Origin of the sequence: Sorangium sp. So ce296, assembly GCF_051529605.1 — a bacterium.
In the GTDB taxonomy this organism is placed as follows: domain Bacteria; phylum Myxococcota_A; class Polyangia; order Polyangiales; family Polyangiaceae; genus Sorangium; species Sorangium cellulosum_D.
This window is the reverse complement of the sequence record NZ_CP150325.1, coordinates 6109957-6135677: the sequence shown is the minus strand read 5'-3', so window position 1 is coordinate 6135677 and position 25721 is coordinate 6109957. Positions and strand designations below refer to the sequence as shown.

Here is a 25721-nt window from a genome sequence, read left to right as displayed (position 1 = left end):
CCGGGATGGCGCGTTCATGGGGCGACCGGGATGGCGCGCGAGGCCGCGCGATGTGGCGTGTCCGGCCGCCGCGCCCGGAGGGGCCCTGGGCTAGGTTCCTCGCCATGGTGCTGCGTCTCATGAAGATTTTCAGTCTCGCATTCGTGGAGACGGCCGTCGAGCGCGCCCGCCGCGGCCCCGCCCGGCCGACCTGGGGCTTCGGCTTCGAATGGGTGGTCCGCGCGTTCCGCCGCGACTTCATCGACATGCTCGACTGGCCGTATCCGAAGGTCCGGGCCGATCTGGACGCGCGCTTGTCTCCCGACAAGGCCGTCCGCCGCGTCGAACGCACGGCCGACGTCCTGGGGGGCGTGCCCGCCGTGTGGTTCGAGCCGCCAGGCGCGATGGCTCGAGGCGTCGTGCTCTATCTCCACGGGGGCTCGTACCTGTTCGGATCCACGAAGACCCACGCGGATCTCATGGCGCGGCTCGCGCTCTCGAGCGGCGCACGCGTCGTGGGGATCGAGTATCGGCTGGCGCCGGAGCATCGGTATCCCGCCCAGCTCGAGGACGCGCTCGCCGCCTTCGGCGCGCTCGTCGAGCGGGGCCACGCGCCGGGCGAAATCGCGCTGGCCGGCGACTCCGCCGGCGGCAACCTCGCGCTCGTCGCCCAGCTCGCGCTGCGCGATCGCGGCGAGCAGGCGCGCTGCGCCGCGCTCATCTCCCCCTGGCTCGATCTCACCGCGAGCAGCGCCTCGACCCGCGAGAACGACCCCACCGACTACGGCACCCGGGACGGGCTCGCGCGCCAGGCGCGCGACTTCGCCGGCGCAATCCCGCTCGAGGACCCCCGGCTGTCCCCCCTGCGCGCGCGCCTCGACGGCCTGGGCCCGCTGTTCGTCCAGGTCGGCGACGCCGAGCGCCTCCGGGACGAGGGCCTCGAGCTCGCGCGGCGCGCCCGCGAGGCGGGCGTCGACGTGACGCTCGACGTGCTGCGGGACATGCCGCACAACGGGCCGGTCCTGGCCGAGGTCCACCCGGAAGGCGCCCGGGGCGCGGAGACCCTGGGGGCGTACCTGCGGGCGCGCCTGTCCGAGCCCGCGCGCGCGCCGCATCCGCCGGCGCCGCCCCGCCGCCCGGGCGAGGCGGCGACCGCGCGGCGGGCCTGAGCCGCGCTCCGCGCCCGTTGCGGTGCGCGCGCGCAGCGCGTACTGGATCGGGCCCTCGGGGCGCGCTCCGCGGGGACCTCGAGGAGGACGGAGACGATGACGCCTTCCCAAGACCTTGTCGATCTGGCCGAGCGGCTGGCGGACGCGAGCGGCGCGGTGATCCGGCGGTATTTCCGCAAGGGCATCGAGGCCGACGACAAGGCCGACGCGAGCCCGGTCACGATCGCGGACCGCGAGGCCGAGGCGGCGATCCGGGAGCTGCTCGCGGCGCGCGCGCCGGGGCACGGGATCGTGGGGGAGGAGCTCGGCCGCGAGAACGAGGGGGCGGAGCACGTGTGGGTGCTCGATCCCATCGACGGCACGAAGGCGTTCATCACGGGCAAGCCGCTCTTCGGCACGCTGATCGCCCTGCTGCACCGGGGGAGGCCGGTGCTCGGCGTCATCGACCAGCCCGTCCTCGGCGATCGCTGGGTCGGCGCCCTGGGCCGGCCGACGCTCTGGAACGGCAGCCCGGCGCGCGTCCGCGCCTGCGCGGGGCTCTCGCTGGCGCGCCTCTCCACCACGGGCCCGCAGTACTTCCCGCCGGCGGCGGCGCGCGCCTTCGGCGCGGTCGCGTCGCGGGCCAAGCTGCTGAGCTACGGCGGCGACTGCTACCAGTACGGGCTCGTGGCGAGCGGCAGCATCGACGTGGTCGTCGAGCACGGGCTCAAGCTCCACGATTTCGCGGCGCTCGTCCCCGTGATCGCCGGCGCCGGCGGGCTCATGACGGACTGGGAGGGTCGCCCGCTCGACGCCGCCAGCGCCGGCGACGTGGTGGCCGCCGGCGATCCGCGCGCCCACGCCGAGGTGCTCGCCGCGCTCCGCGCCGGCCTCGCCGAGCGCGAGGCGCGCTGACGCCGGCGCGCCTCGGGGACGGCCGGCGAGGGCGGGGCCGGGGAGGCGCGCCCGGCGCAGGCGTCACGCCCGGAGCCCCCGGTACTGGAGGGCGAGGGAGTTTTTCAGCACCGGATCGAGCGCCGCGCCGAGCGTGGCGAAGCCGCTGAGCCAGGACAGGAGCGCCGCGAAGTAGAGGGCGAAGATGTTGTGCGCGGCGGCGAGCGGGTCGATGTCGCCGTCGACCTCGCCGCGCGCCTGGGCGTCGCGCACGAGGCCCGCGATGCGGTGCAGGAACGCGAAGGTGAGGGCGTTCAGCCGCTCGCCGTTCGGGCCCGACGCGCCGGGAAAGGCCTTCACGAACGCCTGCGACACGAGCGGCTGCTCGCCGTACATCGCGAACAGCTGCTGGAACACGTGGAGCAGCTGGGGGAGCAGGGGGTCTTTGCGCGGCAGCGTCTCGAACGCCGCGTCGACCGCGGCCGCGAGCCGGTCGTGCATCACCATCATGAGCAGGTCGGCCTTGTCGCGCGCGTGGACGAACACCGTCCCCGCCGCGACCTCCGCGCGCTCCGCCACCGCCTTGGTCGTCGTGCCGTCGTACCCGAGCTCGGTGAAGAGCGCCCACGCCGCGTCCCGGATGCGGCGGCGGGTGTCGAGCTTCTGCTGGGCGCGGCCGCCGCGCTCGCGCGCCGGCGCGTCCGGGGACGGCGGCGCGTCCGACGCCGCGGGCGACGCGGCTCCCTTCCGGCGCCTCGCCGCACCTTGACGACTGACCCTGCTCATCGTTTGCGCACTGTGCTGCCGCGCGCCGTTACGAGTCAAGCCGGGTGGACTTGACAGGGCTGGCCCAAAGAATGACCATGGTCATTGACTGTACTCACCAACGGAGGGTGGTGCCATGGCGCTGGTGCATTACGACGAGGGCCTCACGATGCGGGAGGCGCGGGCGATCTACTTCGAGGTGAACGGGTTCGGCGCGGACGGCGGGTACGGGGACGCGTGGGTCGACTTCAAGCTCGGCCCCCTGCCCGTGCCGTTCCCGAACACCCCGGCGCGCGTGCGCGCGGTGCGGTACCACGACCTGCACCACGTGCTCACGGGCTACGACACGAACACGATCGGCGAGTTCGAGATCTCGGCCTGGGAGCTCGGCGCCGGCTGCAAGGACTTCGTCGCGGCGTGGCAGCTCAACCTGGGCGGCCTCTTCGCCGGGCTGCTCTCGGCCCCGCGCCGGACGGTGCGCGCGTTCCTCCGCGGCCGCCGCAGCGAGAGCCTGTATGGACGGCCGTTCGAGGCGCTGCTCGATCGGACCGTCGGCGATCTCCGCCGGGAGATGCGCGCGGACGCGCCTTCGTCCGGCCCGACGGTGAGCGACGCGCTCTGGCTGGCGCTCGCGACCCTAGGGGGGCTCGTGGTGGGCGTCGCGGGGCTCCCGCTCGTGCTGGTCGTGACGCCGATCGGGCTCGTGAGCCTCGCGCTGCGCCGGCACCGCGCGCGGCGCGCCGCGGGCGTCGAGGCCTGAGGGACAGATCGGGCGCGCCGGCAGCCTCCGCCGGCCGCGACGCGCGCCCCTCCGCCCCGCCAGCTTGACCCGGAGCCCGCCACGCACGAGGATCCGCCCCGTGCCCCAGCGAAAGCGCTACCTCTTCGTCTGCGTCAACCGCCGCCCGGACGGGGTCCCCAAGGGCTCCTGCGCCCAGCGCGGCGCCGAGGGGATCCACGCGCAGCTCAAGGCGGCCCTCGCCGAGCGCGGCCTCGCCAAGACCGAGGCGCGCGCCTGCACCGCGAGCTGCATCGACGTCTGCTGGGCCGGCCCCGTCATCGCCGTCGAGCCGGACGGCTACTTCTACGGGCGCGTGACCCCCGCGGACGTCCCCGAGATCGTCGACGCCCTCGCCGAGGGCCGCCGCGTCGAGCGGCTCGTGCTCCCGCCCGAGGACTTCACCGAGGCCACGGCCGGCCCGCCGCTGCCGGCGCCGCCCCGCCGCCCGCCGGAGGCGTGATGCGCGGCTTCGAGTTCTGCGAGACCATGGCCGGGAGCTTCCACCTGGTCGAGTCCCCCGCCGACGAGCGGCCCATGTCGTTCACCATCCGCGCGCGCTCGCGCGGCCTCCTCGCCTTCCTGCGCAAGCCCGAGGTCGAGATCGAGGGCGAGATCGACGCCGAGGGGTTCGCCGATCACCGCTACCTCTCCGGGCGCCTCGGCCTCGACCTCGCGCGCACCGGCACCCTCCCCTACTCCTTCGAGTTCACCGCGAACGACGGCCGCCGCTGCGCGTTCGCCGGCCGCAAGACCGTGCGCCCGAGCGATCTGCTGGCGTCGATGACCGTCCTGCCCGGCGTGCTCGTCGGCGAGGGCGGCGCCGTGATCGGCGAGGCGCTCCTCCGCTTCGACCTGCGGAGCGACCTGCTCCGGTTCCTCAAGAGCTTCCGGACCGCGAGGTAGCCATGCGAAGGCTCGAGCCCAGCGCGAGCGCGGTCATCGTCGTCGACGTGCAGGAGAAGCTCGCGGCCGCGATGCCGGCGCCCCAGATGGCCGCGCTGACCCGCGCGGCCACCCTGCTGATCGAGGCGGCGCGGCGGCTCGGCGCGCACGTCCTCGCGACCGAGCAGTACCCCGCGGGGCTCGGGCGCACCGTCGCGCCCCTCGCCGAGAAGCTCGCCCAGGCGGGCGCGCCGGTCATCCCCAAGATGGAGTTCTCCGCCTGCGACGCGCTCGAGTTCGAGCGCGCCTTCGGCGAGCGCGCGCCCCGCACCGCCATCGTCGTCGGCATGGAGGCGCACGTCTGCGTCTTCCAGACCGTCCGCGAGCTCGCCGCGCGCGGCGTCGCGGTCCACGTGCCGCTCGACGGCGTCGCCTCGCGCCGCGACGACCACCGGCTCGCCGGCCTCGACCTCTGCCGCGCCGCAGGCGCCACCATCACCACCGCCGAGACCGTCGTCTTCGACTGGCTCAAGGTCGCCGGGACGGACGACTTCAAGCACCTGTCGAAGCTCATCCGCTGAGATCGCCGCGATCTCCGCGGGCCGCGCGGCGCCTAGGTCGCCGTGTCAGTTTGGCAGCCGCCGGCTCGGACTTTGTCAGACCCGTGCTCTTCTGGACACGCCGCTGACGTTCGTGACACAGTGACGCATGGCTGACGATCTGGCACAAGTCGGAGCCCCCCCGAGCGCGCCGCCGCCCGCCGGCGGCGCGCCGCCGCCCGGCGCGCCGACGGTCCTCGTGGTCGACGACGAGCCGTCGAACGTCGCCTCGATCGAGAAGATCTTCCAGCGCGACGGCATGCGCGTCATCACGGCGGACAGCGCGAAGGCGGCGCTCGAGATCGTGCGCAGCCGCCGCGTCGAGGTGGTGCTCACCGACCTCATGATGCCGGGGGTCAGCGGGCTCGAGCTGCTCCGCGCGCTCAAGCAGCTCGCGCCCGACACCGAGGTCGTGATGATGACCGCGTACGGGACCGTCGAGACCGCGGTCCAGGCCATGCGCGAGGGCGCCTACGACTTCGTGGAGAAGCCGCTCAAGCGGATGACGATCATCAAGAGCGTCCGCAAGGCCGCCGAGCGCCAGTCGCTCGTCGCCGAGAACCGGTCGCTGCGGCAGGAGATCAAGCTGCTCACGAAGCGCGAGATCGTCGGCTCGAGCCCGACGCTCCGCCGCGTGCTCGACATCGCGACCCAGGCGGCGCCCTCGAGCGCAACGGTGCTCGTGCTCGGCGAGAGCGGCACCGGCAAGGAGCTGCTCGCGCGCTTCATCCACGAGCGCAGCGCGCGCTCGCGCGGGCCGTTCGTCGCGGTCAACTGCGCGGCCATCCCGGAGACCATCCTCGAGGCCGAGCTGTTCGGCCACGAGCGCGGGGCGTTCACCGGCGCCCTCGCGAAGCGCGACGGCCGCTTCGCCAAGGCGGCCGGCGGCACGCTGTTCCTCGACGAGATCGGCGAGCTCTCGCCGGCCGTGCAGGTGAAGCTCCTCCGCGTGCTGCAGGAGGGCGAGTACGAGCCCGTCGGCGGCGACACGGTCCGCGCCGACGTGCGCCTCGTCGCGGCCACCAACAAGGACCTCCGCGCCGAGGTCGCGGCGGGGCGCTTCCGCGAGGACCTGTTCTACCGGCTCAACGTGATCGCGATCACCGCGCCCCCGCTCCGGACCCGGCGCGAGGACATCCCGCTCCTCGTCGACCACTTCCTCGGCGTCTACTGCACGAAGAACAACCGCCCCCGCCTGGAGGCGCCGCGCGACGTGCTGGCGCGCCTGACCGACTACACCTGGCCGGGCAACGTCCGCGAGCTCGAGAACGTGATCGAGCGCGCCGTGGTGCTCTGCCGCGGCGACCAGCTCTCGGTCGACGACCTGCCCGACTTCATCCGCGAGGCCGCCCCCGCCGAGCCGAGCTCGCTCACGTTCTCGGTCGGCACCCCCCTCGACGAGGTCGAGCGCAGGCTCATCCGCGAGACGCTCCGCCACGCGCGCGGGGACAAATCCGTGGCCGCGCAGCTGCTCGGCATCTCGACCCGCACGATCTACCGAAAGCTCGGCGAGCTGGAGTGATCGCGCGCGCGCCGTCCGGCGGACACGGCGCGCCCCGGCGCGCCGGCACCCCCGGCGAAAATCCATTTGTCACTTTGGCAAAGGAGGCCGCCCCGCGCGCCTCGGGTGCGTCACCTTGGCGGGGCAGCTTCCGTATTTCCGAGAAAAGGCGGGGGAACGGCCAGCGATTGACCCCTGGCACGAAACTCGCTTAGAGGAGCACGGGCGCATGGGCATCGACGCGATCCTGAAGCGGTATTTCCCCTGGGTGCTGGGCGCGCTGATCGCGCTCGCCGCCTATTTCCAGGCGTCGGGCATGGGTCAGCTCGTGGCCTCGAGCGTCGCGATCGACGCGCCGCCGGCGCCGGTGGCCGCGCCGCCGCGCCCCGCGTCGTTCGGGTCGACCGCGAGCACGGACCACGCGACGCACGCCGGGCCGATCCTCTCGCGCAACCCGTTCGACTCGGTGACGGGGCCGCTCGACGGCAAGCCGGTCGAGATCCCGAGCGTGCAGCAGGAGATGAGCAACAAGGATCCGTACGAGGATCCGTCGTGCGACGGCGCCCGCGTGCTGCTCATCACGCAGGCCGACGATCCCGCGTGGTCGTTCGCGGCGATGGCCGGCTCGGACGGCAAGGCGATCTTGCGGCGGCAGGGGGATGAGATCAGCGGGCAGACCGTTTACTACGTGGGGTGGGACCGGGTCTGGCTGACGTCCGGCAGCTCGCGGTGCCAGGCCATCGTGGGCGGCAGCAAGGCCGTCGCGCGCGCCGCCGCGGCGCCGACGCCCGTGACGCCCGCGCCGACGAGCACGTCGAAGTCGACCGCCCGCGGCGGCAAGAAGGTCCCGCCCGAGATCGCCTCGAAGATCCAGCGGGTGAGCGAGACGGAGTTCAACGTGGAGCGCAGCGCCGTCGACCAGATCCTCGAGAACCAGGGCGAGCTGATGCGCTCCGCGCGCATCGTCCCCGAGAAGGAGGGCGACAAGGTGGTCGGCATCCGTCTCTTCGGGATTCGACCGGACTCGCTGCTCGGGACGCTCGGCCTGGAGAACGGAGACCGGCTGTCCAGCATCAACGGGTTTGAGATGAGCGATCCGCAGAAGGCCCTCGAGGCCTATGCGCGGCTCCGGACGGCGGACCGGCTCACGGTGAGCATCAACCGCAAGGGCAAGCCGATGAACATCGACTTCAACATCAAGTGAGCGCTGCGGACTGAATTCCAGGGATGAAAGCAGGGTAGTGGCATGGCGCGATGGATAGGTAGACTGGACGAGGGGAGCCTGCTGCGGCGAACGCTGATGTACGTCGGCACGTTCGTCCTCGGCTCACTCACGTTCGTCGGGGTCATGAGCCTGCTCCTCGTGTCGGTCGCCAAGACCGTCCTGCCGCCCCACGGCGCCGAAGGCGCCGCGGACGCGGCGGACGAGGCCGAAGGCGAGGCCACCGCCGGGGCGAGCAAGACCGCCCTGGGCAGGACATCCCGCTCGAAGCGGCCGCGGCCCCCCTCGCCGGCCGAGCGCGAGAGCGCGCCGAGCGCCGACTGAGCGGCGCCGCCTCCCCCACCCCAAAACCAACGCAGAGAATATCGAGTCGACTGATGGTGATGACGACCCTCGAGCGATCCTGCTGCCTCCGGAGGAGGCTCCTCGCCGCGCCGGTGGCGGCGCTCGTGTTCGCCGCGGCGGCCCCGCCGGCCGCAGCGCAGCCCGCGAACCGCAACGCCCCCGTGCTGCGCACCCCGGGCCAGGGCGCGCCGGCGCCCGGTCGCCCCGGGGTCCCCTCGGGGACGCCGGCCGCCGGGGGCGCAGCCGCGCCGGGCGCGGGCGCGCCCGGGGCAGGCGCGCCAGGCGCGCCCGGGGCAGGCGCGCCGGGGGCGCCGGGCGCAGCGCCGGGCGACACCGGCGACGACCCGCTCGCCGCGGTCAAGCAGGGGGTCCAGGAGATCGAGTTCAAGCCGAAGCCCGGCGGCTACAAGGTCAGCTTCAACCTCGACGAGGCCGACCTGCCCGAGCTGGTGAAGGCGATCAGCAACATCACCGGGCGGCGGTTCATCTACGGCGGCAAGCTCCGGCAGATCAAGGCCACGGTGTACGCGCCGGAGAAGGTGACGGTCGCCGAGGCGTACAGCGCGTTCCTGTCGATCCTCGCGTCGAACGACCTCACCGTCATCCCCCACGGCCGCTTCCTCAAGATCGTGGAGACGCCCGGCGCGGTGTCGGAGACGACCCCCGTGTTCGGGACGGCCGCGCCCGTGCCCGCGGAGGACCGGTTCGTCACCCGCATGTACCGGCTGTCCCATATCGACGCCAACGAGGCGGGCGGCGTCCTGACCAAGTTCAAGTCGAAGGACGGCGACGTCACCGTCTACCCGCCCGGCAACCTGCTCATCATCACGGACACGGGCACGAACATCCAGCGCATGCTCCGGATCGTCGAGGAGATCGACGTCGGCGGCGCCGGCGATCAGCTGTGGGTGCAGCCGGTTCACTACGGCTCCGCCGCGGAGGTCGCGACGAAGCTGAACGAGATCGTCGACCCCAGGGCCGGCGGCGGCGGGGGCAGGCCCGGCAGGGGCGGCGCCCCCGGCGGCGGCGGCACCGGCGCGCGCATCATCGCGGACGACAGGACCAACTCGCTCATCATCACCGCCAGCGAGCCGGACTACCTGCGCGTCCTCGGCATCCTGAAGCGCCTCGACGTGCCGCAGACGGGCGAGGGGCAGGTCCACGTGCTCTCGCTCCAGCACGCCGGCTGCAAGGAGCTGTCCGCGACGCTGAACCAGGTCCTCGGCGGGAGCGCCGGCGGCGGCGGCGGCGCGGCCGTGGGCGGCAGGGGCGCGGCGCGCAACGCCCCCCCGGTGCCCGGCTCGACCGACGACATCTTCGAGGGCCAGGTCAAGGTCACCTGCGACGAGGCGAGCAACAAGCTCCTCATCACCTCGTCGCCCCACGATTACGCCCAGCTGCGCACCGTGATCGACCAGCTCGACGAGCCCCGGCGGCAGGTGTTCATCGAGGCCGTGATCATGGACGTGGACGTCAAGCGCTCGCTCAATTTCGGCATCGGCTACCACGCCGGCGCGCCGTTCGACGCCGCCAACGGCCAGGGCATCATCTACGGCGGGAACAACGTCGTGCCCTCGGTCGGCGGCCTGCCGACCGAGCTCGGCGCGCTCGCGCTGGGCGTCCGCGGCGCCGAGATCCCGGGCTCGAGCAACATCTTCGGGACGGGCCTGTCGATCCCCGCGTTCGGCATCGTCCTCCACGCGCTGGCGCAGGACGGCGACTCCAACATCCTCGCGACGCCGCACATCCTCGCGACCGACAACGTGGCGGCCGAGATCTCGATCGGCCAGAACATCCCGCTCCAGACCAACGTGGGCGGCGGCGGGCTCAACCAGCTCGCCAGCCTGGCGGGCGGCGCGGCGGGGGCCGCGGGCGCGCTCGGCGGCCTCGGGGGCCTCGGCGGCCTGCTCGGCGGCCTCGGCGGCCAGGCCGCGCGCCAGGACGTCGGCACGAAGATCAAGGTCATCCCCCACGTCAACGACTCGGACCAGGTGCGGCTGGAGCTCACGGAGGAGATCTCGGACGCCGGCGCGCCGCTCGGGGCGCTCGGCGCGATCCCCATCAACAAGCGCACCGCGAGCACGACCCTCGTGGTCCGGGATCAGCAGACCGTGGTGATCGGCGGCCTCGTGCGCGACTCGATGCAGACCCGGGAGACCAAGATCCCGGTGCTCGGCGACATCCCGGTGCTCGGGTTCCTGTTCCGGCAGCGGGTCAAGGAGGTGGCGAAGACGAACCTCCTGCTCGTCCTGACGCCGTACGTCATCCGCGACCAGGAGGACCTCCGGGCGATCTTCGAGCGCAAGATGCAGGAGCGGCAGGAGTTCATCGACCGCTACTTCGTCTTCAGCGACAGCGCCGCCTGGGAGCCGCCGCGCGACTTCAGCCGGGCGAACGGGCTCGTCGAGGACATCCGGCAGTCGATCCTGACCGAGGAGGAGCGGGCGCGCCTCGAGGAGGAGGCGCGGCCGAGGAGGCCGCAGGATCACACGCCGGTCGAGCCGGTCGGGCTGCCGACGTTCGGCGGCAAGGCCGGCGCGGCCGCAGGGCCGATGGCCCCTGGTATGGTCGAGATGGACGGCGACATGCCCCCGCCGCAGAACGGAGCGCCGCCGCCGCCGCGCCCCGTGCGACGCCCGCCCGGCGGACGGCAGATGGAGCGCGTCGAATGAGCATGCAGCAGCAGCAGTACCTCGGCGAGATCCTGGTGCGGCGGGGCGTCGTCTCCGCGGAGCGGCTCGTGCCGCTCTTCGACACGGTCCGCGAGCGCGGTCAGCCGCTCGCGGACCTGCTCGTCTCGTCCAACATCGCCGACGAGGCGAGCATCGCGAGGGCGCTCGCGGAGGAGTGCGAGGTCGGCCTCCTCCCGCGCATCGACATCGACGCGGTGCCGCTCGAGCTCGCGAGCCGGGTGCCGATCACGTACGCCAAGCAGCACAAGATCCTGCCGCTCTCCGAGCACGACGGGGTCGTCTACTGCGCGGTCGCCGACCCCCTCGACACGACCGCGATCGACGACGTGCGGGCGCTGTTCGGCAAGCCGGTCGAGATCGCGGTCGCCACGAGCGACGCGGTGCTGAACGCGATCAACCGCATCTGGGAGCGCAAGGAGGACGGCGGCACGAAGCTCGAGGGCGACCAGGCGCTCGAGGAGGACAACCTCGTCGACATCATCGACTCGGACGACGACGCCCCGATCATCGCCTGGGTCAACGGCCTCTTCGCGCAGGCGGTCCGCGAGCGGGCGAGCGACATCCACATCGAGCCCGAGGAGCGCGACGTCGTCGTCCGCTACCGGATCGACGGCGAGCTCTACGTCGCGAAGCGCGCCTCGAAGCAGTTCATGGCGCCGATCATCGCCCGCGTGAAGATCATGGCGTCGCTCAACATCGCCGAGAAGCGGCTCCCCCAGGACGGCCGCATCACCCTGAAGATCGCGGGCAAGAGCGTCGACATCCGCGTCTCGACGGTGCCGACGAGCCGCGGCTTCGAGCGGATCGTGATGCGCATCCTGCACAAGGCGTCGGTCCTGCTCGGGCTCGACGACCTCGGCTTCGCGCCGCGCGAGTACGCCCTCATGGACGGGCTCATCCAGCGGCCGGACGGCATCATCCTCGTCACCGGCCCGACCGGCAGCGGCAAGACGACGACGCTCTACGCCTGCCTCAACCGGATCAACGAGCCGAGCCGGAACATCCTCACCGCCGAGGACCCGGTCGAGTACGAGATCGGCGGCATCCATCAGATCCACGTCCACCCCGGGATCGGGCTCACTTTCGCCTCGGCGCTCCGCGCCTTCCTCCGCCAGGATCCGGACGTCATCATGGTCGGCGAGATCCGCGACAAGGAGACGGCCGAGATCGCCATCCACGCGTCGCTGACCGGCCACCTCGTGCTCTCGACCATCCACACGAACGACGCGGCCGGCGCCGTGACGCGCCTCGTCGAGATGGAGATCGAGCCGTTCCTCGTGCGGAGCAGCGTGATCGGCATCCTCGCCCAGCGCCTCGTGCGCCTGCTCTGCTCGGCGTGCAAGGTCCCCTACCGCCCGTCGGACTACGAGCTCCAGCAGCTCGGCCTCGACCAGGACCGGCTCGCCTGGAAGGCGCGGCGGAAGCTGTCGAACCGCTACAGCGTGCACGGGCAGAAATACGACTACATCGGGCAGGACATCGACCGGGCCGTGTTCTACAAACCGGGCGGCTGCGACGCCTGCAACCAGAAGGGCTTCGTCGGCCGGCGGGGCATCTACGAGCTGATGGTCATCGACGACGCGGTGGGCCCGCTCATCCTGAAGAGCGCGGACGCGCAGACCATCAAGCGGGTCGCCATCTCGCAGGGGATGGATACGCTCCGCGACGACGGGGCACGAAAGGTGCTCCTGGGCATCACCACCGTCGAGGAGGTCCTCGCGGCGACGCAGGAAGACGTCATCGTCGACGAGTAGGGAAGGCCGTGGCGGTATTCGAATACAAAGGCATCCTCGTCGGCACCGGCAAGCCGGTCAAAGGGGTCCGCGACGCGGAGAACGCGAAGGCCCTGCGGGCCGCCCTGCGCAAGGACGGCATCATGCTCACCGGCGCGACCGAGGAGCAGGCCGCGAAGGCGAAGGCGAAGCGGGATCTCAAGCTCTTCGCGTTCGCGGGCCGCCCCTCGACGTCCGAGGTCGCCATGATGACCCGCCAGCTCGCGACGCTCATCGGCGCCGGCATCCCGCTGTTCGAGTCGCTCAACGCGCTCATCGAGCAGGTCGAGAAGGAGTCGCTGAAGCGGACCCTCACGCAGGTGCGCGAGCAGGTGCGCGAGGGCACGAGCTTCGCGAAGGCGCTGGAGGGGCACCCCACGGTCTTCCCGCCGCTCTACGTCAGCATGGTGCGCGCCGGCGAGGCGTCCGGCACGCTCGAGGGCGTGCTGCTCCGCCTGACCGTCTTCATGGAAAACCAGGCGAAGCTCGTGGGCAAGGTGACCGCGGCCCTCGCCTACCCGGCGCTCATGGCGATCATCGGCATCGGGCTCATCTCGGTCCTCATGATCGCGGTCGTGCCGAACGTGAAGGACATCTTCTCGTCGATGGACCAGACGCTGCCCTGGTACACCTCGGCGCTCATCGGCACCTCGGAGTTCGCCGCGAGCTATTGGTGGCTCGTGATCGTCATGCTGGTCGGCGCGGTGTACGGCTTCCGCCGCTGGCTGCGCACGCCGAAGGGGCGCCTCCGCTGGGACACGTTCGTGCTGGGCGCGCCGATCTTCGGCAAGCTCATCCAGATGCTCTCCATCGCGCGCTTCGCGCGGACCCTCGCGACCCTGCTCTCGTCGGGCGTCGCGCTCCTCAGCGCCATGGACATCGTGCGCAGCGTGCTCGGCAACGCCGCCCTGGAGAAGGTCATCGCCGACGCGATCGGGTCGATCCGCGAGGGCCAGAGCATCGCCGATCCGCTGAAGCGCAGCGGCCGGTTCCCGCCCATCGTCATCCACATGATCGCCATCGGCGAGCGGAGCGGGCAGCTCGAGGCGATGCTCGAGAACGTCGCCAACGCGTACGACTCCGAGGTCGAGACCCGCGTCCAGGTGCTCACGAGCCTGCTCGAGCCGCTCATGATCGTCATCATGGGCGGCACGGTCGCGTTCATCGCGATATCCATCCTCATGCCGCTCATGCAGATGTCGAACTTCGTCGGGTAGGGGGCTCCATGGGGCGCAGGAGGCAGCGAGAGAGCACGATCTTCTTCCCGTGGGAGCGCGGCGGCGGGCTCTTCCGCAGGAGCGGCATGGCGCGCGTGCGGCCGTTTGCGGCCGGCCTCGGGATGGCGGTCCTGCTCCTGCTGCTCGGCGCGCGCGAGCGGCGGCTCGTGGGAATTCGATCGACGCGCGCCACGTTGTCCGTCGTCCACGGGGCCATCACGCTGTACCGCGCCGACCACGAGCGGCGGTGCCCGGCATCGCTGGAAGAGCTGAAGCGCGAGGGATACCTCGCGATCGATCCGGTCGACGCCTGGGGGAGGCCGCTCCGGCTCACCTGCCCTGGCAGGAGGGACCCGGAGGGATACGATCTGATGAGCGACGGTCCGGACGGCGAAATCGGCGGGCTTGACAGGGTGGAGTGAGGGACATGGAGACGAACAGGGCGAACAGGGCGAAGATGATTCGAAGGTTGGGCCGGGGACTCTCGCGGGGCGTGACCCTGGTCGAGGTCCTGATCGTGGTGACGATCATGGCGATCATCGCCGGCGGCGCCACGCTCGTGCTGTGGCCGAAGCTCGAGGCCGCGAAGGTCAGGAGCGCCTACACCGGCGCGTCGGTCATCAAGACCGCGGCGGATCAGTACCAGAACCTCGGCGGGGGCGGCGAGGGCTGCCCGACCCTGCAAGCGCTGGTGAGCGCGAAGCAGATCGACGCCAACAAGACGGACGACCCCTGGGGCCAGCCGTACCGGATCAAGTGCGAGGAGAGCGAGATCCGCGTCTACTCGCTCGGCAAGGACAAGAAGGAGAACACCCCGGACGACATCCGGGACAACATGAGGCAGTCCGAGATCAACAAGATCGCGGAGATGTGACGCCGACGCGGAGGGAGCGCCCATGACACGCCGCCTGCGCACGAGGGGAGTCACGCTGGTCGAGGTGCTGATCGCCGTCACGGTGATCGCGCTCATCAGCGGCTCGGTGGTCCTCGGCATGGGCGCGGTCACGAGCGCCCGGCTGAAGCGGAGCGCGGCGCTGCTCGCGGGCGCCGTGCGGGTCGCCTACGCCCACGCCAACGCGAAGTCGAAGCCGATGCGGCTCGTCTTCGACTTCGAGGAGCGGATGATCGTGCTCGAGGAGTCCACGGGCGAGCTCGTCGTCGAGAGGAACGACCGGACCGGCGGCGCCGCCGCGGCGACCGAGGCCGAGAAGGCGGCGGTGGCGGAGGCCGAGGCGATCCTGAAGGGGCCGCGCGCGCCGCGCCCGTCGTTCCAGCCGGCGAAGGCGTTCGGCTTCGACCCGTCGAGCGAGAAGCCCGGCAAGGAGCTCTCGAGCGGCGTCCGCTTCCTCCAGGTGGAGACCGGGCACCAGGACGAGGCCGCGACCGAGGGGCGCGCCTACCTCTACTTCTGGCCCGGCGGCCAGACCGAGCGGGCGGCCATCCAGCTCTCGCTCGGCGGCGAGGAGACCGAGGACTCCGTGATGACGGTGCTCGTCTCGCCGCTCACCGGCAAGACCGAGATCCGGCGGGGCAAGGTGAGCATGCCGCGGCCGCGCGACGACGCCGAGGAGTCGGAGCGCGAGGACACGGGGTTCTGATGCGCGCCCGCGGCTTCACCCTGCTCGAGATCATGGTGGCGGTGGCCATCCTCGGCCTCGGGCTCACCGCGATCCTCTCCGCCCAGGCCGGCGCCTTCTCGGCGGCGGCGCACGCGCGGAACATCAGCCTCGCGAACGGGCTCGCGCGCTGCAAGATGACCGAGATCGAGGAGCGGCTCGCCCGGGACGGCCTGCCGATGCTCGACGAGGCCGACAACGGGCCGTGCTGCGAGGGCGACGAGTCGACCTCCATCAAGTGCTCCTGGCGCATCGAGAAGCCGGAGATGCCCGAGCCCAAGTACGGCGATCTCGATCTCGACACCAACCTCGAGGGGCTCGGCCAGCTCACCAAGCCGGCCGAGTCGAGCGGCTCCGCCGCCCCGAGCGGCAGCCTCGACGACCTCGCGCAGTCGCTGGTCGGCGCGCCCGGCGGCGCGGGGGGCGGCGAGCCCGCCGGCGGGATCGCGGGGCTCCTGCAGCCGTTCATCGACATGCTCGCGCCGACGCTCCAGCCGATCTTCGAGGCGAGCGCGCGGCGGGTGACGGTCCGGCTGACGTGGCAGCAAGGGGCGCAGGAGCACGCGCTCGAGCTCGTGCAGTGGGTCACGGTGCCGCAGATGGGCCAGCCCGAGGACACCGGCGCGGGCGGCGGCACGGGCCAGGGAGGCGGGCAATGACCGCGACGGCGCGGACGGCGAGCTCGCTCCGCAGGCGCCGCCGGCGCGCGGGCGGGGTGACCCTCCTCGAGGTCCTCGTCTCGGTCGCCATCCTGGCGATCATCGGGACGCTCATCTACGGCGCGTTCGACGGCATGAGCCGGTCGCGCGCGGGCATCTCGCGCATCAGCGACCGCTACCACCAGGGCCGCGGGGCGATCGCCCGCATCTCGCGCGAGCTCCAGGCGGCCTTTCTGTCCCGGCACCAGCCGGCCGACAAGAACATCGCGGTGCGGCTCACGGCCTTCACCGGGGAGGACTCGTCGCCCGCGGATCGCGTCGATTTCACCGCGTTCGCGCACCGGAGGCTGCTCAGGAACGCGCACGAGTCGGACCAGTGCGAGATCGGCTATTTCGGCTCGCGCGACCCGGAGCGCGACAAGCTCGATCTCGTGCGCCGAGAGGCGAAGTTCATCGATCTCGAGCCGACGCGGGGCGGCGTCGTCAACGTGCTCGCCGAGGACATCGAGAGCTTCAATGTCCGGTACCTCGACCCCGTCACCGGGGAGTGGGTCGACTCGTGGGACTCGACGCAACCGGCGGCGCAGTTCGAGCGGCTCCCGTCGCAGGTGTGGGTGACGCTGGTCCTGAACGGCGGGCCGGGCGGGGAGCCCATCAAGTTCGAGACGAAGGTGCCCATCGCCATGCAGGTCCCCATCGCCTTCGGGGCCAACTGAGCCATGAGCCACCCGGAGAGCCCCCACGCCGAGGAGCGCGCGGCCCCCACCCCGCCGGGCGGGCGCGCGCGCCGCCGCCTCCGGAGGCGGCGCGACCGGCGGGGCGTGGCGCTGGTCATGGTGCTCGGCGCGATCACGGTGCTCACCGTGTTCCTGACCGAGCTCCAGGAGGAGACCTCCACCGAGCTCTCGGCGGCGCTCGCCGATCGCGACGCGCTCCGGGCCGAGTACTACGCGCGGAGCGCCGTGAACCTGTCGCGGATGCTCATCGCCTCCGAGCCCAGCGTCAGCCAGACGATCGGGCCGATGCTCGCGATCATCGGCCTCAAGGGGAATTTCCAGGTGCCGGTCTGGAAGTTCACCGACATGTTCCTCGGCCCGTTCAACGCGCAGCTCACCGAGCCGGGCGCGGCGCCGCCCGACGAGGCTGCAGGCAGCGCGGCGGCGGGCAAGAACCTCGGGCTCACCGGCGGCGGCCGCTTCGAGCTCAAGATCGTCGACGAGGACTCGAAGATCAACATCAACCGCGCCGCCGACGACGTGGGCGGCATCGCGGATCAGCTCGCCGTGGGGGCGCAGCTCATCAGCCTGATGAGCCCCCCGCAGTACAACGCGCTCTTCGAGGAGCGCGACGGCGACGGCCAGTTCTCGGATCGCGCGACCATCTGCAGCGCGCTCGTCGACTGGGCCGACCCCGGCGACCAGACGTTCGTCTGCGACACGTCGCCGAACGCCCCGAGCTCCACCGGCGCCGAGGACAGCTTCTACCAGACGGTCGGCCTCCCCTACGTGCGCAAGAACGCCCCCCTCGACTCGTTCGAGGAGCTGCGGCTGATCCGGGGCATGGGCGACGACTTCTGGGCGACGTTCGTCGATCCGGACCCGAACAACCCGGACAAGCGGGTGCTGACCGTCTGGGGCAACCGGAAGCAGAAGGTGAACGTGACGTCGGCGAACGCGCAGATGCTCCTCACGCTCACCTGCGGCGCCGACTTCGTGGACGTCGCGGCGACGCCGCTCTGCACCGACGTGAACCAGCAGACGGCGTTCCTGACCGTGGCGTCGCTCGTGCAGAGCATGACCGGGGGCATCCTCTTCCCCACCCCCAAGGATTTCGTCGACGCCATGACCCAGAAGGCCGGCAATACGCTCGGGGCGATGCTCGGCCAGCAGCTCAAGGCGATGGGCGTCGAAGCGGTGAAGTTCAAGCCGAACGCCACGAAGGCCCTCGGCAACAGGAGCAACTTCCTGAGCATCTATGCCGACGGCGTCGTCCCGGGGAACAAGCGTGAGACGCGCGTGCGCATCCACGCGGTGGTCGATCTCACCGGGGCGACGAAGATCACCGATACCGATCCGAACAAGGATCCCGCTGGCGGTGGGGGCAACCCCAACCCGCGGAACGGCGGCTCGACCGGCGCCCCCCCGACGCCGGAATCGTACGAACAACAGGTACGGTCGAACCCCGCCGGGACGATCATCTACTATCGCATCGAATAGGACACCCCTCCGGGAAGAAGCGCGGAAATGCACAGGCTGCTCGGGATAGATGCTGGGAAATCCGTGGTGCGGACGGCGCTCATCCGCACCTCGTACAGGAAGGTCTTCGTCGAGGCCCTCGGCGAGGCGCCCATCACGGACGCGGTCTCCGAGGCCGAGGCGATCCGCGCCGCGGTGGGGCTCCTCCGCCCCGACGCCGCCGCGATCGCGATCTCCGGGGAGAAGTCGTTCTACCGCCGCCTCGACCTGCCCGCGGCCGCGCAGAAGGAGGTCGAGAACGTCCTCGGCTTCGAGCTCGAGGCCACGGTGCCGTTCGAGATGGAGGACGCGGTCTTCGACTACCGCCTGCTCAAGCGGCCGCCCAGCGTCGAGACGCTGCCGGTCTTCGCCGCCATCGCGCGCGCCGACGACGTGCGCGAGCGCATCACCGTCGTGAAGGAGGCGCTCGGCTTCGAGCCGGAGCGCGTCGCGCTCGGCGCGGTGGCGCTCGCCAACCTCGAGGCCGTGATGCCGGAGCTCGCCTCGCCGTCGCCCGCCGGCGCGAGCGTGCCGATCGCGCTGCTCGACCTCGACCACCTCACGTCCGAGATCGTGATCCTCTCCGCCGGGGAGCCGGTCTTCGCCCGGACGCTGTCGCGGGGGACGGCCGGGCTCCCCGGCACGGCGCCGGCGCTCGCGCGCGAGCTCCGCCAGACGCTCGCGGCGTGGCGCAACCTCGGCGGCGAGCCGCTCGCCGGGATGTACCTCGTCGGCGGCGGCGCGAGCGCGCAGGGCGCCGAGGTGTTCCTGTCCACCCAGCTCGGCCTCACGATCCTGCCGCTGCCGGCCCCTCGGGTCGAAGGGCTCACGCCGGAGCAGGCCGCGGCGCTGCCCCGCTTCGCCAAGGCGCTTGGGCTGGCGCTCGGGCTGACGCCGAAGACCAAGGGGTTCAACCTGAGGAAGGGCGCGCTCGAGGCCGAGCGCAGCTACCCGTTCCTGCGCGAGAAGATCCCGATCCTCGCCGGCCTCGGCACCGTCATCGCGCTGAGCTTCGGGTTCTCCATCGTCGCGGAGCTGCGCACCCTGAGCGCCGAGCGGGAGCTCCTGCTCGCCTCGCTCGCGACCGCCTCGCACGACGTGCTCGGCGAGGAGACGAGCGACCCGGTGAGGGCCCGCGAGCTGCTCGACCAGGGCCCCGGCGCGGCCGACGAGGACCCGATGCCCCGCGTCGACGCCTTCGACGTCATGGTGCAGCTCTCGAAGGCCGTGCCGAAGGAGATCACCCACGACGTGCTCGAGCTCGACGTGAACCGCGGGCACGTGACCCTCCAGGGCGTCGTCCCGTCGGTGTCGGATGCGCAGATCATCGCGGATCACATGAAGGAACACCGCTGCTTCCGCGACGTGAAGGTCGGGCGGACGAGCCAGTTCACGGAGGGCAAGCACAAGTACGTCCTCGAGCTGGATCTCAAGTGCGAGGACAAGAAGAAGAAGAAGACCGGCGCCGACGCGGCGGACAGCGCCTCGGCGGGCGCGCCGGAGAAGCCAGAGGGATCGCGATGACGCTCCGCGAGCGACTCGACAAGCTGGAGCCGCGCGAGCGCCGGCTCCTCACCCTCCTCGTCGGATTCCTGGGGGTGCTCGTGTTCCTGGCCGTGCCGATCGGGCTCGCGAGCATCGCCTCCGGCAGGCGCGCCGACAACCATGAGATCCGCGACCTGCTCCAGCAGATCTACGAGGCCTCGGGGAAGGTCAGCGAGCGGAAGGCGCAGAAGGACGCGCTGCTCGCGCGCTACGCGCGGCCGGCGCCGGCCCTCGCCGGCTTCATCGAGGACGCGGCGAAGCAGCAGGGGCTCACCGCGGCCGAGTCGCAGGATCGCCCCGACGTCCCGCACGGCAAGAAGTACACCGAGCGGGTCACGGTGGTGAAGATGCACAGGATCGGGATGCTCGGCCTCGCCAAGATGCTCGAGCGCATCGAGACCTCGGGCCACCCGGTCGCGGTGACGAAGCTGAACATCAAGCCGCGCGCCGGCGAGCCGGACTCGTACGAGGTGGAGCTCGGCGTCTCCGCGTTCGACCGGAAGGGCGACCCCCAGCCGGCGAGCCCCGCGCCGTCCGCGCCGCCGGCCGCCGACGAGCAGGAGGAGCAAGAGCCATGAAGGCGCGGCTCGTCAAGATCGCGAAGTGGGCGGCCTACCCGCTCTTTTACCTCTTCTGCCTGGGCCTCTTCGGCTATCTCACGTTCCCGTACGACCGGCTCAAGGACCGTCTGATCGCCGAGTTCGATCGCGCGCAGCAGAAGCGGGGCTCCGGCCCGCCGCAGCGCCTCGAGATCGACGAGCTCGACGCGTACTGGTTCACGGGCGTGGAGATGAAGGGCGTGCGGCTCATCCTGCCGCCGAACGAGCCCGGCTCGGGCAGGCCGACCGGCGCCGCCGCCTTCACCTCCACCTCGGGCGACGCCGCCAAGGACAGCGCGCCGAAGCCGAGCGTCATCGAGATCGAGGAGGCGCACGCCCGGGTGAAGGTCCTGCCCCTCCTGATCGGGCGGATGCGGGTCTCGTTCTGGGCGAGCGTGTTCGGCGGGGAGGTCGAGGGCGTGGTCCCGATGGGCAAGTCGGGCGGCGACGTGCACGTCGAGGTCTCGGACGTGGAGCTCGCGCAGGTGGGGCCGCTCGGGGACATCCTCGGCCTGCCGATCGCCGGCACGCTGAGCGCGAACCTCGATCTCAGCGCGCCCGACGGCAAGTTCAACAAGGCGAGCGGCGCGCTCGAGGTCTCGGCCAAGGAGGTCTCGGTCGGCGACGGCAAGACGAAGATCCAGGGGCTCATCGCGCTGCCCGAGGCCAAGCTGGGCGAGCTCGTCCTGTCGGCCGAGGCGAAGGACGGCGTCCTCAAGGTCACGAAGATGTCCGCGAACGGCCAGGACCTCGAGCTCGACGGCGACGGCAAGGTCACCATGCGCGAGCCGTGGAACAACTCCACGGCGGACCTCTACGTGCGCTTCAAGTTCACCGACGCCTACCGGTCGAAGAACGACCTCACCAAGTCGCTGCTCGGCGCGCCGGGGTCGAACGTGCCCGGGCTGATCGAGATGCAGCAGCCCAAGATGAAGCGGTCGAAGCGCTCGGACGGCTTCTACGGCTGGCACGTCCACGGCGTGCTGAAGCGGCCGCGGTTCGATCCGCACGCCGCCGACTCGCCCGCGGCGCGGGGCCGCGGCAAGGCCGACGCGCCGAGCTCGGCCGCGACCACGAGGAAGCCCGGCGGCGTCAACCTGCCCCTCGGCCCCTCGGAGGCCCCGGCGCGGGACAGCGAGGAGCAGGGGAGCCCGCCGCCGGCGATGCCCCCGCCGATGCCGCCGCCGCCGTCCACCGAGGACGAGTCGCCCGAGCCGCGGGCGCGGCCGACGCCCGCTCCGCCGGCCGAGGGCGATCCGCCACCGCCGGAATAGGGCCTGGACCTCACGCGCCAGGGGCGAGTAGGACCTGGACCTCACGCTCCAGGGACGGGTAGGACCTGGATTCACGCTCCGAGGACGAGGCCATGCGGGACCCCAGGTGTCAGCAGAACCGGCGCATTCTGCTGATCGACGACAACGAGGCCATCCACGAGGATTTCCGCAGGATCCTCCGGTCCGACGCGGAGGCGTCGACCTTCGACCGCCTCGAGTCGGCGCTGTTCCGCGAGCCGCCCGGCCGGCGGCCGGTGAGGTTCGAGCTCACGACCGCGACCCAGGGCGCCGAGGGGCTGGAGAAGGTCCGCGAGGCGCGGCAGCGCGGCGCGCCGTACGCCCTCGCCTTCGTCGACGTGCGCATGCCGCCGGGGTGGGACGGCATCGAGACGCTCTCGCGCATCTGGCAGGAGGACGGCGCCATCCAGGCGGTCATCTGCTCGGCGTACTCGGATTACTCCTGGGAGGAGATCGCCACCCGGTTCGGGAACACCGACAACCTGCTCATCCTCGCCAAGCCGTTCGACCCGAACGAGGTCCGGCAGATGGCCTACGCGCTCACCGAGAAGTGGAACCAGCGCCGCGCCCTGTCCGAGGCGAACCACAAGGTGTCGGCGCAGTACACGGTGACGAGGATCCTCGTCGAGTCGACGACGCTGTCCGAGGGCATCCTCGCGCTCCTCGGCGCGCTCGGGGAGACGCTCGGCTTCCGGTTCGCCGCCCTCTGGCTCGGCGACGGCGAGAGCGGCGGCCTGCGCTGCGAGCACACGTGGAGCGCCGCGCCCGACGACGCCGCCGCGCTCGAGGCGGCGACCCGGGGCGCGCAGCTCGCCCTCGACGCGGGGCTGCCCGGCCGCGCGCTCGCCCAGGGGGAGCCGACCTGGTTCTGCGACCTCGACGCGGTCGAGGACGACCCGCGCGCGCGGGCGGCGCGCGGCGCCGGCCTCCGCTTCGCGGTCGAGCTCCCCATCGCGGTCCGCGCCGACGCGCAGGTCGCGGCCGTGCTGGAGCTCATGGACGCCGAGCCGCGCGAGCCCGACCCGGGGCTGCTCGACGTGCTGCTCGCGATCGCCGCCAAGGCCGGCCACTTCATCGGCAGCAAGCGCGTCGAGGCCGCCCTGCGCCGGAGCGAGGCGAACAACCGCGCGCTGCTCTACGCCATCCCCGACACGATCCTCCGGCTCGGCAGCGACGGCATCTGCCTCGACTTCAAGGCGTCCCGGGAGTCGAGGCCGTCGCTCCGCGCCGAGGACTTCCTGCACCGGCACGTCGCCGACGTGTTCCCCGCCGGCGTGGCGGAGCAGATCACCGGGCTCGTCGGCCGGGCGCTCGCCGACGAGGCGACGCACGTCTTCGAGTACCAGGAGCAGGTCCGCGAGGGCACGCGCGACTACGAGGTCCGGATCGCCGGCAGCGACCGCGCCGAGGCGGTCGTGATCGTGCGGGACGTCACCGAGCGCAAGCGCGCGGCGGCGGAGACCGAGGCGCGGCGCGCCCGCGAGGAGGCGCTGCGGGCGCAGAACGAGATGCTCGCGGCCCTGTCGACCCCGCTCATCCCCATCAGCGACGACATCGTCGTGATGCCGCTCGTCGGCGCCCTCGACGCGCAGCGGGCGCGCCGCGTGCAGGAGACGCTGGTCCGCGGCGTCGCGTCCCGCCGCGCGCGCGTCGCGATCCTCGACATCACCGGGGTGCCGCAGATCGACGGCCAGTGCGCCGACGAGCTCCTGAGCGCCGCCACCGCGGTGCGCCTGCTCGGCTCGGAGGTGATCATCACGGGCCTGAGCCCCGACGTGGCCACGACGCTCGTCGAGCTCGGCGTCGACCTGAGCGGGATCGTCACGCACAACACCCTGCAGAACGGCATCGCCGAGGCGATGACGTCCGCGGGCGCCCGCGGCAGGCCGAGGCGGCGCCGCGCGCGGCGGCGCGGGTAGCGGCGGCGGCCGCGCGACGCCGGCCGCTCACGGCCCCGCCGCGCGCTCGGCGGCGGCGCCCCCGATCCGCACCGGGAGCTCGAGCGTGAAGGTGGCCCCGCGCCCCGCGCCGTCGCTCGTCACCGACAGCACCCCGCTCATCTCCTCGGCGGCGAGCGCGCAGCTGTGCAGCCCGAAGCCGTGGCCGCCGCTGCGCGTCGTGAACCCGTGGGAGAAGATCCGCGTCAGGTGCTCCTTCGCGATGCCCACCCCCGTGTCCTGCACGCAGATCCGCACCGCGCCGTCCCTGCCCGCCCCGCGCGCCTCGACCCGCAGCGTGAGCTCGTGCTCCCTGCCGGGCAGCTCGTCCATCGCGTGCTTCGCGTTGCTGATGAGGTTCATCAGGATCTGCAAGAGCTTGTGCTTGTCGACGTAGACCGGGCGCGGGCACGCGAGCTCTCGCACGACCTTGAGGTGCGGGCGCGAGAGCGCCGCGTCGTTCATCCGGAGGGCGTCCTCCAGGAGCTCCGAGAGCTGCACCGGCTCGACCACCGCGGTGGTGCCGGCGTAGGTCTGCTGCGTCCGGACGATGTCCTTGATGTGGTCGACGCTCTTTTCGAGCTGGTCCACGTAGCGCAGGATGCGCCGCCGATCGCCCTCCAGCGCGGCGGACAGCGCCTCCAGGTAGGCGATGAGGTGCCGCCCGCGCTCGTCCTCGGTGAGGAACCGCCCGGGGTCCTCCCGGTGGCTCGCAAGGAGCTGCGCCGCCCGCTCGAGCTTCTCCAGCTTGAGGCCGCCGAGCTCCTCCCCGATGAGCTTGGCGGACACGTTGACGGTGTTCAGCACGTTGCCGATGTTGTGCACCACGTTCGTGGCGATCTCCGCCATGCCGGCGCGCCTCGCCGTGTCGAGGACCTGGCGCTGGGCCGCCGCGAGCTCCGCCGTCCGCTCGACGACCCGCTGCTCCAGCGCCTCGTTCAGCTGCCTGAGCTGCTCCTCGCTCGCCTTCAGCGCCGCCTCCGCGCGGCCGCGCTCGGCGAGCTCGACCTGGAGCCGCTCGTTGGCCACGAGCAGCTCCGCGGTCCGCTCCGCCACGCGCCGCTCCAGCTCGCCCTTGGCGCGCTCCAGATCCTCGTTGAGGGCCTGCACCGTCTCCCGGAGCTGCTGCTCGCGGGCCGCCCGGTCCGAGACGTCCGCGTACGCCTGCTGGAGCCGGTCCTGCCGCGCCAGGGTGACGCCGAGCAGGTGCTGGAAGGCGTCTCGCAAGCGCTTGATCTGCTTTATCTTTCCGGCGGGGCTGAGCTCCCCGGAGACGTCGCCCGAGGCGTAGCGCGCGGCGTCCGCGGCGAGGCGCTCGATGGGGCGCACGATCTCGCGGCTCAGGAGCCAGCCGAAGGTCAGCGCCAGGAGGATGCTGCCGCCCACGCCCGCGGCGAGCCCGATCAGGGCGCGCTGCTTGAGCGTGCGGCCCCTCGCCTCGAGCTCGCTCAGCGCCTCCTTGTGCTGCGCCTGGCCCGCCCGCGCGCTCGAGAGGAGCACGAAGGTCAGCTCCTGGGCCTCGCCGTAGAACACCGACGTCGCCCGCGCCGCGTCGCCCTCCTGCATCGCGTCGAAGATCGCCGCGTGCTGCGCGTCGAGCTCCGCGTACACCGCGCCGAGGTGCTGCCACAGCCGCTCTTGCGGCGAGCCCCGCTCGCCCCGCGCGCGGTTGAAATGGACGAGCGTCTGGTCCCGGCGGGACGCGTCATCGGTCGTGTACGGCGAGACGTCGAGCCCGCGCAGCGCCTCGCCGACGGTCTCGCGCTGGGCGATCACCGCGAGCTCCATGTCCTGCAGGTCGACGAGATCGCCGAGGAGAGCGAGCTGCTGCGCGGAGATCCGCGAGAGCGTCGCGTTGACCAGGGGGAGGAAGACCGCCAGCGCGACCGCCACCGTCAGGAGCGGGGCGAACGAGAGCAGCGTGCGGTGGCGGATGTCCACGGAGGCCTCTGCCGGACGAGGATGCCGGGGGGATCGAGCGCGTCAAGGCGCGCCCGCGCCGCTGTCCCGCGCGGGCCCGCCAGCCCTCCGTCCAGCCTCC

Annotated in this window: 24 protein-coding genes; 22 read left to right on the top strand and 2 right to left on the bottom strand. The window is 72.1% G+C overall.

What is annotated here, in order from left to right; genetic code table 11:
* Nucleotides 1-119 precede the first annotated feature (119 nt).
* A complete protein-coding gene (locus tag WME98_RS22855; protein WP_437953187.1) occupies nucleotides 120-1148 on the top strand; it encodes an alpha/beta hydrolase in 1029 nt (342 codons plus the stop codon).
* A 96-nt stretch (nucleotides 1149-1244) separates the two neighbouring features.
* Nucleotides 1245-2042 carry a histidinol-phosphatase gene (gene hisN, locus WME98_RS22850; protein ID WP_437335113.1) on the top strand — a complete coding sequence of 266 codons (798 nt, stop codon included), beginning with the start codon at nucleotides 1245-1247 and terminating at the stop codon, nucleotides 2040-2042.
* A 63-nt stretch (nucleotides 2043-2105) separates the two neighbouring features.
* Here hisN and WME98_RS22845 read toward each other — a convergent pair whose 3' ends face one another.
* Nucleotides 2106-2807 (bottom strand): TetR/AcrR family transcriptional regulator, encoded by a 702-nt coding sequence (locus tag WME98_RS22845; RefSeq protein WP_437953186.1) that lies wholly within the window; start codon nucleotides 2805-2807, stop codon nucleotides 2106-2108.
* Between the two features lie 115 nt (nucleotides 2808-2922).
* Between WME98_RS22845 and WME98_RS22840 the strand changes: the two genes are divergently transcribed.
* The 20 genes from WME98_RS22840 (at nucleotide 2923) to WME98_RS22745 (ending at nucleotide 23662) form a co-directional block, all read left to right on the top strand.
* Nucleotides 2923-3546: a hypothetical protein gene (locus tag WME98_RS22840; RefSeq protein WP_437953185.1), complete on the top strand. Its 624-nt coding sequence runs from the start codon at nucleotides 2923-2925 to the stop codon at nucleotides 3544-3546.
* A gap of 100 nt (nucleotides 3547-3646) precedes the next feature.
* A complete protein-coding gene (locus WME98_RS22835; RefSeq protein WP_061625805.1) occupies nucleotides 3647-4027 on the top strand; it encodes a (2Fe-2S) ferredoxin domain-containing protein in 381 nt (126 codons plus the stop codon).
* A complete protein-coding gene (locus tag WME98_RS22830; RefSeq protein WP_061625806.1) occupies nucleotides 4027-4470 on the top strand; it encodes a hypothetical protein in 444 nt (147 codons plus the stop codon). Before WME98_RS22835 ends, WME98_RS22830 begins: the two co-directional genes overlap by 1 nt.
* A 2-nt stretch (nucleotides 4471-4472) precedes the next feature.
* Complete coding sequence (locus WME98_RS22825) at nucleotides 4473-5030, top strand: isochorismatase family protein (RefSeq protein ID WP_437335104.1); 558 nt, start codon at nucleotides 4473-4475, stop codon at nucleotides 5028-5030.
* A 127-nt stretch (nucleotides 5031-5157) separates the two neighbouring features.
* Nucleotides 5158-6570 (top strand): sigma-54-dependent transcriptional regulator, encoded by a 1413-nt coding sequence (locus tag WME98_RS22820; RefSeq protein ID WP_437953184.1) that lies wholly within the window; start codon nucleotides 5158-5160, stop codon nucleotides 6568-6570.
* Between the two features lie 208 nt (nucleotides 6571-6778).
* The gene (gspC, locus tag WME98_RS22815; protein WP_437953183.1) at nucleotides 6779-7753 is read left to right on the top strand and encodes a type II secretion system protein GspC; all 975 of its coding nucleotides are present in this window, start codon (nucleotides 6779-6781) and stop codon (nucleotides 7751-7753) included.
* Nucleotides 7754-7795: 42 nt separating this feature from the next.
* Nucleotides 7796-8095 (top strand): hypothetical protein, encoded by a 300-nt coding sequence (locus WME98_RS22810; RefSeq protein ID WP_437953182.1) that lies wholly within the window; start codon nucleotides 7796-7798, stop codon nucleotides 8093-8095.
* Between the two features lie 53 nt (nucleotides 8096-8148).
* Entirely contained in the window at nucleotides 8149-10788 is a 2640-nt protein-coding gene (gspD, locus tag WME98_RS22805) for a type II secretion system secretin GspD (protein ID WP_437953181.1), read from the top strand.
* Entirely contained in the window at nucleotides 10785-12563 is a 1779-nt protein-coding gene (gene gspE / locus WME98_RS22800; protein WP_061622494.1) for a type II secretion system ATPase GspE, read from the top strand. Before gspD ends, gspE begins: the two co-directional genes overlap by 4 nt.
* A gap of 8 nt (nucleotides 12564-12571) precedes the next feature.
* Complete coding sequence (gspF, locus tag WME98_RS22795) at nucleotides 12572-13798, top strand: type II secretion system inner membrane protein GspF (RefSeq protein ID WP_437953180.1); 1227 nt, start codon at nucleotides 12572-12574, stop codon at nucleotides 13796-13798.
* A gap of 8 nt (nucleotides 13799-13806) precedes the next feature.
* Nucleotides 13807-14220, top strand: a complete 414-nt coding sequence (locus tag WME98_RS22790; RefSeq protein ID WP_061622493.1) for a type II secretion system protein GspG — start codon at nucleotides 13807-13809, stop codon at nucleotides 14218-14220.
* A gap of 35 nt (nucleotides 14221-14255) precedes the next feature.
* Nucleotides 14256-14672: a prepilin-type N-terminal cleavage/methylation domain-containing protein gene (locus WME98_RS22785; RefSeq protein ID WP_437953179.1), complete on the top strand. Its 417-nt coding sequence runs from the start codon at nucleotides 14256-14258 to the stop codon at nucleotides 14670-14672.
* A gap of 22 nt (nucleotides 14673-14694) precedes the next feature.
* On the top strand, nucleotides 14695-15396 hold the full coding sequence (locus tag WME98_RS22780) for a pilus assembly FimT family protein (RefSeq protein WP_437335099.1): 702 nt from the start codon (nucleotides 14695-14697) through the stop codon (nucleotides 15394-15396).
* Nucleotides 15396-16073 (top strand): type IV pilus modification PilV family protein, encoded by a 678-nt coding sequence (locus WME98_RS22775; RefSeq protein WP_437953178.1) that lies wholly within the window; start codon nucleotides 15396-15398, stop codon nucleotides 16071-16073. The genes WME98_RS22780 and WME98_RS22775 overlap by 1 nt, the downstream gene beginning before the upstream one ends.
* Complete coding sequence (locus WME98_RS22770) at nucleotides 16070-16789, top strand: type II secretion system protein GspJ (RefSeq protein ID WP_437335097.1); 720 nt, start codon at nucleotides 16070-16072, stop codon at nucleotides 16787-16789. The genes WME98_RS22775 and WME98_RS22770 overlap by 4 nt, the downstream gene beginning before the upstream one ends.
* 3 nt (nucleotides 16790-16792) lie before the next feature.
* Complete coding sequence (locus WME98_RS22765) at nucleotides 16793-18289, top strand: general secretion pathway protein GspK (RefSeq protein ID WP_437953177.1); 1497 nt, start codon at nucleotides 16793-16795, stop codon at nucleotides 18287-18289.
* Between the two features lie 27 nt (nucleotides 18290-18316).
* Nucleotides 18317-19831 (top strand): type IV pilus biogenesis protein PilM, encoded by a 1515-nt coding sequence (pilM, locus tag WME98_RS22760; protein WP_437953176.1) that lies wholly within the window; start codon nucleotides 18317-18319, stop codon nucleotides 19829-19831.
* A complete protein-coding gene (locus tag WME98_RS22755) occupies nucleotides 19828-20430 on the top strand; it encodes a hypothetical protein (RefSeq protein WP_437953175.1) in 603 nt (200 codons plus the stop codon). The genes pilM and WME98_RS22755 overlap by 4 nt, the downstream gene beginning before the upstream one ends.
* The gene (gene gspN / locus WME98_RS22750) at nucleotides 20427-21725 is read left to right on the top strand and encodes a type II secretion system protein GspN (protein ID WP_437953174.1); all 1299 of its coding nucleotides are present in this window, start codon (nucleotides 20427-20429) and stop codon (nucleotides 21723-21725) included. The genes WME98_RS22755 and gspN overlap by 4 nt, the downstream gene beginning before the upstream one ends.
* Before the next feature lie 92 nt (nucleotides 21726-21817).
* Nucleotides 21818-23662, top strand: a complete 1845-nt coding sequence (locus tag WME98_RS22745) for an STAS domain-containing protein (RefSeq protein WP_437953173.1) — start codon at nucleotides 21818-21820, stop codon at nucleotides 23660-23662.
* 27 nt (nucleotides 23663-23689) lie between these two features.
* Here WME98_RS22745 and WME98_RS22740 read toward each other — a convergent pair whose 3' ends face one another.
* A complete protein-coding gene (locus WME98_RS22740) occupies nucleotides 23690-25621 on the bottom strand; it encodes a sensor histidine kinase (protein ID WP_437953172.1) in 1932 nt (643 codons plus the stop codon).
* Nucleotides 25622-25721: the final 100 nt, after the last annotated feature.

Coding starts and splice junctions, on each gene's coding strand:
- WME98_RS22780 (WP_437335099.1), top strand. CDS start 14,695: ATGACACGCCGCCTGCGCACGAGGGGAGTCACGCTGGTCGAGGTGCTG.
- WME98_RS22810 (WP_437953182.1), top strand. CDS start 7,796: ATGGCGCGATGGATAGGTAGACTGGACGAGGGGAGCCTGCTGCGGCGA.
- WME98_RS22820 (WP_437953184.1), top strand. CDS start 5,158: ATGGCTGACGATCTGGCACAAGTCGGAGCCCCCCCGAGCGCGCCGCCG.
- WME98_RS22775 (WP_437953178.1), top strand. CDS start 15,396: ATGCGCGCCCGCGGCTTCACCCTGCTCGAGATCATGGTGGCGGTGGCC.
- WME98_RS22845 (WP_437953186.1), bottom strand. CDS start 2,807: ATGAGCAGGGTCAGTCGTCAAGGTGCGGCGAGGCGCCGGAAGGGAGCC.
- gspC (WP_437953183.1), top strand. CDS start 6,779: ATGGGCATCGACGCGATCCTGAAGCGGTATTTCCCCTGGGTGCTGGGC.
- WME98_RS22765 (WP_437953177.1), top strand. CDS start 16,793: ATGAGCCACCCGGAGAGCCCCCACGCCGAGGAGCGCGCGGCCCCCACC.
- WME98_RS22745 (WP_437953173.1), top strand. CDS start 21,818: ATGCGGGACCCCAGGTGTCAGCAGAACCGGCGCATTCTGCTGATCGAC.
- gspN (WP_437953174.1), top strand. CDS start 20,427: ATGAAGGCGCGGCTCGTCAAGATCGCGAAGTGGGCGGCCTACCCGCTC.
- WME98_RS22855 (WP_437953187.1), top strand. CDS start 120: ATGAAGATTTTCAGTCTCGCATTCGTGGAGACGGCCGTCGAGCGCGCC.
- WME98_RS22770 (WP_437335097.1), top strand. CDS start 16,070: ATGACCGCGACGGCGCGGACGGCGAGCTCGCTCCGCAGGCGCCGCCGG.
- gspE (WP_061622494.1), top strand. CDS start 10,785: ATGAGCATGCAGCAGCAGCAGTACCTCGGCGAGATCCTGGTGCGGCGG.
- gspD (WP_437953181.1), top strand. CDS start 8,149: ATGGTGATGACGACCCTCGAGCGATCCTGCTGCCTCCGGAGGAGGCTC.
- WME98_RS22785 (WP_437953179.1), top strand. CDS start 14,256: ATGATTCGAAGGTTGGGCCGGGGACTCTCGCGGGGCGTGACCCTGGTC.
- WME98_RS22790 (WP_061622493.1), top strand. CDS start 13,807: ATGGGGCGCAGGAGGCAGCGAGAGAGCACGATCTTCTTCCCGTGGGAG.
- WME98_RS22830 (WP_061625806.1), top strand. CDS start 4,027: ATGCGCGGCTTCGAGTTCTGCGAGACCATGGCCGGGAGCTTCCACCTG.
- WME98_RS22825 (WP_437335104.1), top strand. CDS start 4,473: ATGCGAAGGCTCGAGCCCAGCGCGAGCGCGGTCATCGTCGTCGACGTG.
- WME98_RS22755 (WP_437953175.1), top strand. CDS start 19,828: ATGACGCTCCGCGAGCGACTCGACAAGCTGGAGCCGCGCGAGCGCCGG.
- pilM (WP_437953176.1), top strand. CDS start 18,317: ATGCACAGGCTGCTCGGGATAGATGCTGGGAAATCCGTGGTGCGGACG.
- WME98_RS22840 (WP_437953185.1), top strand. CDS start 2,923: ATGGCGCTGGTGCATTACGACGAGGGCCTCACGATGCGGGAGGCGCGG.
- hisN (WP_437335113.1), top strand. CDS start 1,245: ATGACGCCTTCCCAAGACCTTGTCGATCTGGCCGAGCGGCTGGCGGAC.